General features: G+C 62.8%; 6 protein-coding genes. 2 read left to right on the top strand and 4 right to left on the bottom strand.

Translation table 11 applies throughout. From position 1 onward, the window contains the following. Positions 1-80 precede the first annotated feature (80 nt). The 4 genes from JT1_RS17475 to JT1_RS17490 form a co-directional block, all read right to left on the bottom strand. On the bottom strand, positions 81-929 hold the full coding sequence (locus JT1_RS17475) for a PaaX family transcriptional regulator (RefSeq protein ID WP_068330031.1): 849 nt from the start codon (positions 927-929) through the stop codon (positions 81-83). Positions 930-1278: 349 nt separating this feature from the next. Then, positions 1279-2478, bottom strand: a complete 1200-nt coding sequence (locus JT1_RS19055; protein ID WP_169702108.1) for a LuxR C-terminal-related transcriptional regulator — start codon at positions 2476-2478, stop codon at positions 1279-1281. Positions 2479-2595: 117 nt separating this feature from the next. Then, the gene (locus tag JT1_RS17485) at positions 2596-3438 is read right to left on the bottom strand and encodes an alpha/beta fold hydrolase (RefSeq protein ID WP_032492322.1); all 843 of its coding nucleotides are present in this window, start codon (positions 3436-3438) and stop codon (positions 2596-2598) included. A gap of 1 nt (position 3439) precedes the next feature. Continuing rightward, entirely contained in the window at positions 3440-4366 is a 927-nt protein-coding gene (locus JT1_RS17490; protein ID WP_068330011.1) for a VOC family protein, read from the bottom strand. Positions 4367-4735: 369 nt separating this feature from the next. Here JT1_RS17490 and JT1_RS19230 point away from each other — a divergent pair, with 369 nt between their 5' ends. Next, positions 4736-5188, top strand: a complete 453-nt coding sequence (locus JT1_RS19230; RefSeq protein WP_439645753.1) for a Mu transposase domain-containing protein — start codon at positions 4736-4738, stop codon at positions 5186-5188. A gap of 850 nt (positions 5189-6038) precedes the next feature. Beyond that, positions 6039-6554 (top strand): hypothetical protein, encoded by a 516-nt coding sequence (locus JT1_RS18775; RefSeq protein WP_218005636.1) that lies wholly within the window; start codon positions 6039-6041, stop codon positions 6552-6554. Positions 6555-6624: the final 70 nt, after the last annotated feature.

A 6624-nucleotide genomic window follows, 5' to 3' on the forward strand; every position in this document is an offset into this window, starting at 1 on the left:
AGATTAGAACTCCTAGACAACGTGCGCCCGTTAATTACCGGCGACCCGAATACGAGTGTGATACATATGCCTAGCGGTCGTCAAGGAGATGAACCAATATTATCGTCGTCGACATCCCGTTCCCTGGTCCTCCCGGTGACCTCGATGATGGCCTGTTCGGCTCCCGGCCGCAGGCACTCAATCGCCTCTAGGAAGAGGTCGTATGCGTCGTGGCCGTGCCAGTGAGCCGGCAGCAGTTCGACGGGCAGGCCAGGGTCCCGGAACGGGAACCTCCGCCACTCCTGAAGAAGTTCGGTCCGCGTCACGAGCGCTTCCAGCGGCGGCACGCGTCCATCGCGATAGCGTGGAAGCTCTGCCCGATACTGCGTGAGGAAAGCCAGGTAGTCCTCGTTGAGCGAGTGAAGATCCCAGCATCGTTCGGCAATGTCCCGATCCCACGACAGCCCCTTAGATTGCGCGCGCAGGAGATCCAGGCGAACGTCGGGGGAGAGTGCGAACTTCTCCTCTACGGAGGCCATCCGGTCATGGGGAGACGCCCAGGTCGCTGCTGCGAGAGGCCCGAACCCGAGCCACGCCAACTCCTTGCGCAGTTCCTCACGGCTGGCCCTCGCCGACTCCGGAACGTAGTAGATCACCATGTGCCACCAGCCGTCCCACTCGGCGCGTGGGTCCGCGAAGATCCGCTCCCGGCCTTCGTTGAGGAGCCCCCAACTGCGCTCGTTCAGTGCGTAAATCACCTCTCGCCCATCGACACCGGGGCGTGTATCGAACCAGCCCTCTTTTCTCAATCGCAACATCACCACTCGAGCGGTCGAGGCGCCGACGCCGAAGGGGGCGAGCAGCGCGACGATGTCACACAGCCGCGCCTCCCCGCCCCGATAGCGCAGGTACTCACCGAAGAGATCGAACGCGACGGACCGGGGTTTCATCACGGTTCTGCTCGGACTTTCTGGGACAGGGGCCGCATCCAAGGTGCGGAAGGCATGGTCATTCGGGCTCAATGCGCTGCGCGTATGTCATACGCATGTTCGTATGTGAAATCCCAGCATCCACTGTGCCACCGGCCTGCTTTGGTTAACTTCGGGTCGCGGCAATGGCCCGATAGCGTCTCAGCAAGGCCAGGCTCGTCCACTGCCAGGGGAGTGAGCTGTTTGCAGAGCCAAGGAATCCCGCATACGGCCACCAAGAAGGTCTGAGGGGCTCGCCCACGGGCAATGTCCCCACTTTTGTTCGTGCGTATCCATGTGCGCCTCGAACCCGATGGTTCACCAACAGTACTCATGCCAGCCATTTGGCGACTGCCTCGGCCCGATTGCGCGCATGCAACTTCCGGAGAATCTGCTTGACGTGCGACTTCACCGTCTCGTCTGTGACGAATAGCCGCGCCGCTATTGCTGAATTCGTCTCGCCGGCGGCCATGAGCCGTAACACCTCGCTCTCGCGCGTTGACAGCGACGAGGCGGGCGCAAACCGGACCGCCTGCCGCGGATACGTGTCCAACTGAGAGCGCATGAAGCTGTTCGCTCTTCCGACTCCACCGGCGGGTGGCGGCATTGTAATATCCGCGTATCCGTCGGCGGCACCCGTTGCGGTGTCGCTGAGGCTCGCCAGCCCTGACTGGATCACCCCGAGCCTGTCTAAGAGGGCGTTTCTCTGCCACAGGTGCGAGACCGATCGGGCTGCCTGAGTGAGCAACCGCCGATCAGGTTCACCGACGTAGCGACGCTGGAAGTAGCGATCCGCATGTAGGAACCCGACCACGAGGCCCTTCTGCAAGATGGGTGCAGCCACATAAGAATGGACCCTAGAGACGTCAGCGAGGGGCCGATGGATGCGCTCATCAGTTGAGACCGCGGTCACACAGATCGCCTTCTTTCCCCGTATCATGACCGACTCGAACAATGAAGACACCTTTTGAGGATGAGCGCCGCCGACACGTAGTATCTCGGTTGCCCACGCTTCGTCCGTGGGGATACAGACTGCATTGGTGAACCACATGCCGTCCTGCAGGGTCGATGCGATCGCCCGGTCGAACCCGATGCCGCAGACCACCTCCGTAGCACGCTGGAGGAGTGCTTCCGTTGACTCGGTGTTTTCCAACTCCGACATAGTTTGTTGGAAAAAGTCCGATGCGCGTTCACGCTCGCGTGCCTGCGCCTCGCGGAGCCGAGCCTCAACGTTTCTGACCCTGCCGAGAACTTCAAGAAGTTTCCTTCTCGACTCGACTCCCGCGTCTGGCTGCCCTGCGTCGATCGCCCCGATCGCCAGTTGCCATACACGCGACAATGCCGCCGTGGCTGTCCGGACGTCTACAACCTCGTCGACGTCGGGATCAGCCAGCTGCAGCACCAGGAACTGCATGGCGCGGACCGTGTCACGAACCTCCTGCAACACCTCCAATGGAACCGGGCATCCAGGGAGCGACCACGGTTCACCCAGCTCGTTCAGGCGCCCCACCGAGATACTGGAGGTTGCCACCTCACTCACGGTATCCGACTCCTTACTCCGCATGGATCCGAGGCCAGCCCCAAGGCTGGGCCTTCCGAAGGCAAGCACTGGGAGGGTGCTTCATAGGTGCATGAAAACCGGGAATTCTCAATTGTGAAGTACGAAGTCGGTCACCAGCCTGTTGAACTCGGCAGCGTGCTCGACCTGCGCCCAGTGGCCGCACCGGTTGATCAGTGCGACACGGGAGTTGGCGATGCTTGCGCAAAGCATGAGCGACGTCTCAAATGACACCACTCGGTCATCACGACCATGAATAAGTAGAGTCGGCGCCGTGATGCCACGGACGGTATTCATATCCGCCCAGATGGGGATGGGCGCCCGAGGCAGCCCCGCGACGACGTTCTCCAGGTGATCCGGGCGCAACAGTGCTGCATCCGACCGCGCCTGGCACAGCTCAGGCGTCGCAAAAGTGGCGGAGTCAAAGACCATGATCTCAACGAGGCGACGCATGTTCTCCGGACTGGGCGCCCGGTACGCCTCGTACATCACTTTCAGCCCTTCGGACGGACCATCGCCAGCACCGAAGAGGATTGGCCGCATGGTCGCTGGCGGACCCATCGTGATCAGGTGCGACACGCGACCCGGCTGCTCGGCAGCCAGTCTGATAGACGTGTGGCCGCCCATTGAATTCCCGACGAAGGCAGCCTTCTCGATGCCAAGGGCATCCAGGAACTGCACTGCCGCCTCAACATGGTCAACCTCATCGAAGGAGACTGCGTCGGACTCGCCCCAACCGGGCATATCCACGGCAAAGACGTGAAAACTCTCAGCGAGTGCCTCGATATTCGAGGCATAATTGCTCCAGCCGGTGGCACCCGGGCCGCCTCCGTGCAGAAGCACCACCGGATGTCCCTCGCCAGCCTCGTAATAGTGGATGTTCCAGTTCTTCGTTTTCACGTCGCGAGCGATATCGCTCGGGCGAAGAGTCACCTCAGTGCACCTCGTCCGTTGCCGTGTGCGCGAGTTGCTCGGCCAGAACCTGGGGTGGACGGTGCCCCCATGTGTGCCGGCGGTCGAGAGTCTTGACTTCCCAGGTCTCGTCGTCGATCAGGAGGGCGCCCCAACCGTACTCCACGTTGAATCCAGACGGTGTCCGTACGTAGAAACTGAACATTCTGTCATTTGTGTGCATGCCTAGTGTCATCTCGAACGGCTGTCTGGCGTCTAGACAACGGTCATAGGCAAGACCTACGTCACGGATGTCGCTAACCTCGAGCATGAAGTGATGCGTGACCTTCGGAAACGGAAGCTTTCCGAAGGCGACCGTGTGGTGGCGCGGGTTGCAGTGCAGAAAGATTAGATCCGCGACGATGCCCGGCGCCACTTCCTCGACGATGATATCGCTGATCTTGAGACCCAGCAGGTCAACGTAGAAGGCGAGGTATTCCTCGCGGCTAACATCACCTGTCAATAGCACTTGGTGGCCGGCGCCTCCGTCGCCCGTGACGAAGCTACCTAGGAGCTTCGTGGACTCGAAGGGAGTTTCGGCGTCTGCGAAGCCGCTGACGAGCTCAACTCGGTTTCCCATCGGGTCGGTGGTGACGAAGATCCGGTCCACCTTGCGATCGGCGGCAAGGGCAGCATCTCCTTCTGTCACCTCGAAGCCAGCACTACCAAGGCCCTGAACAATCGCGTCGAGTTCGGGCTCGCTCGCGACCTCGTAACCGCTCACCACGAGGTCATCAGCCGCGCCTGCCTCCACTACCCAGCGGTGGGCCTTGTGGTCGGTACGCAGCGTAAAGCCGCTGGTCGTCTTCTCGCCGAACTGCATCCCGAGTAGATCGACGCCGAAGTGCTCCCACGCCGCCAGGTCCGAGACCTCATATCCGACGTAGGCGAGTTCCTTCACTTTGCTCACGGGCCTCCCCTTTCTCTGGTCGACCCCTAGGCGGGGCCATCGTCATGTGTGCAAAACCACTGTTGCATATGTATGACGATGTGACAACGGTCGTCGCCCAGGTGCTGCGAAGTTCGGAAGCCCCTGACGGGCAGGACCGCGCACTTCGTAGCGTGAAGCGGATGTCGGGCGGATGCCGTCCCAGTAGTACTGGTGGACGCCCGGGGACGCGCCGCACGCCTTGGCCCTGGGCGAGCGCCATCGCGCAACGCAGCACCCCGGTTTGACGGTTCTCCCCTTCGTCTTCGGCTGGCGGCCGGAGGCTCTGGATGGAGGCAGGTCAAGATCGGCCGCAACTACCACCTCACGACCGACTACCAGCACTATTCGGTGCCCTACGCCCTTGCCGGACGCCTGGTGAGGGTGCGGCTGCCTGCCTCAAGGGTGACGGTGTTCGACGGACAGCAGGTCGTTGCCGAGCACCGTCGCAAGACGGGTCGCAAGGGCCAGTACTCGACCGATCCGGGCCATGTTCCACCGCGGCACCGCAACGCGGACGGGCTGTGGTCGCGAGACTGGTTCCTCGACCGTGGCCGCCGCGTTCGGGCCCGCGACCATCCAGGTGGTCGAGCAGATCCTCGACCGGCACGCGATCGAGGCGCAGGGCTACCCTGGACTGCCAGAAGAGCGTGTTGCATAAACCCTCGGCGCGTCTTCGGGGCCTTCTGGTCGTGTCTCGGGAAAATCTCTTGGCAGGTAGGGGTTCTGGAGGTGGACGTGGGTTACAACTTCTTGACTGTGGAGCGTGATCAGGTGTTCTTGATGCCGCCGTCGTTGACCTAGTGGCTCAAGGAGGACCATCTGGCCTGGTTCGTGCTCGACGCGGTCGAGCAGATGGACCTGTCCGCGTTCCACGCCGGCTACCGCGCCGATGGGTGGGGACGCGCAGCGCACGACCCGAAGATGATGGTCGCGTTGACGCTGTACTGGCCTGCCGCGGTGATCTCGGACAGTGGGCCCTCCTAAGGTGAGGGTTCTACTGGAAACGAGATCCGCAGTGAGTGCATCCCGTAGACGGTTCAGCCAGGAGTTCAAGGACGAGCTGTGCCAGGAGGTGCTGGCATGCGGGCGTGCTCGCGTTGCACGAGGCGGCTCTGCTGGCACTGGGATGGTTATTCGGACCGCTGCGTGCAGGTCGGCCGTCTCGCAGAGAGGGGACGCCGAGCGCTATCGTCTGGCTGCCCGGATCCACAACCGGCTGGTCTACGAGTGGTGGTTCATCAGATCGCCGATCTGGGTTGTGTGGGCGATCTTGCGCGGTGCACGGTTCGCCAATGCCGCGGGCAGCAAGCTCAACGAGTTCGTCGAGGCCGTCTCGTTGACCCGTGACGACGAGCTTCCAGGAGGAACATCGTGAGCATCAACGCCGCCGCGACAGGCCCGGTGTTTCCACGGACGGCGCCTTCCGGGATGCCCGCCGTGCCGCTGGTGGCGCCGACGTTGGACTCGGCCGCACGCGCATACATCAACGCTGCTGCTGGTGAAAGCGGGAGTCGGTGTCGACGCCGAGGAGTCGTCGGGTTTATCAACCGCTACGGCGACCTGGACTCCTGACTGGCGCTGCCAGTCCAGCAACGGCGCGACACCCGCAGTGACGTGATGACATTCGCCGGGCACGCCCTGGTGCACTGCGGTGTCCCGGGTCGACCCCGTCTTCGTGGTCACCTCCGGATGCCGGTGGGGCAAGTACGTCACCGAGGCCTACCCCGACCAGGCCGCCAAGTTCGCCGACCAGGCCGCCAGCCTGGGCTACTGCCGGCAAGAGACCCACCGAATGTGGCGCATCGCCGACCGGACGGTGGCCGAGGAGTACTTCGCCGTCACCGAGAAGGTCGAAGCCCTCTACGAACAAGCCGCCCACGCCCACGGGCAACATGCGGTGCTGCCCGCCGACGCGGCCGGACAGAACATGCGGGTGCTACGCAACGAGACGGTCAAGCGCCTCCTGGGCAACGGCTACTGCGGGCGCCCCCGCGAACTGGACTGCCAATACGAGACCATCTGCGAATCCTGCACGATGTTCTTCACCACCATCGCCCACCGCGACACCATCCAGGCACAGCGAGACGACGCCGCGGAGCAGGGTCACGACCGCCGCCGCGACGTCTACGACGCCGTCCTCACCAAGCTCGACGACACCCCCGCTTGACACCGATCACCCACATAACTCGCTGCCCGCTTCAGGATCTCCCGCTCGGTGGTCAATTTCGTCGTCTCTG

Origin of the sequence: Janibacter terrae NBRC 107853 (assembly GCF_001591405.1) — a bacterium.
Lineage (GTDB): Bacteria > Actinomycetota > Actinomycetes > Actinomycetales > Dermatophilaceae > Janibacter > Janibacter terrae.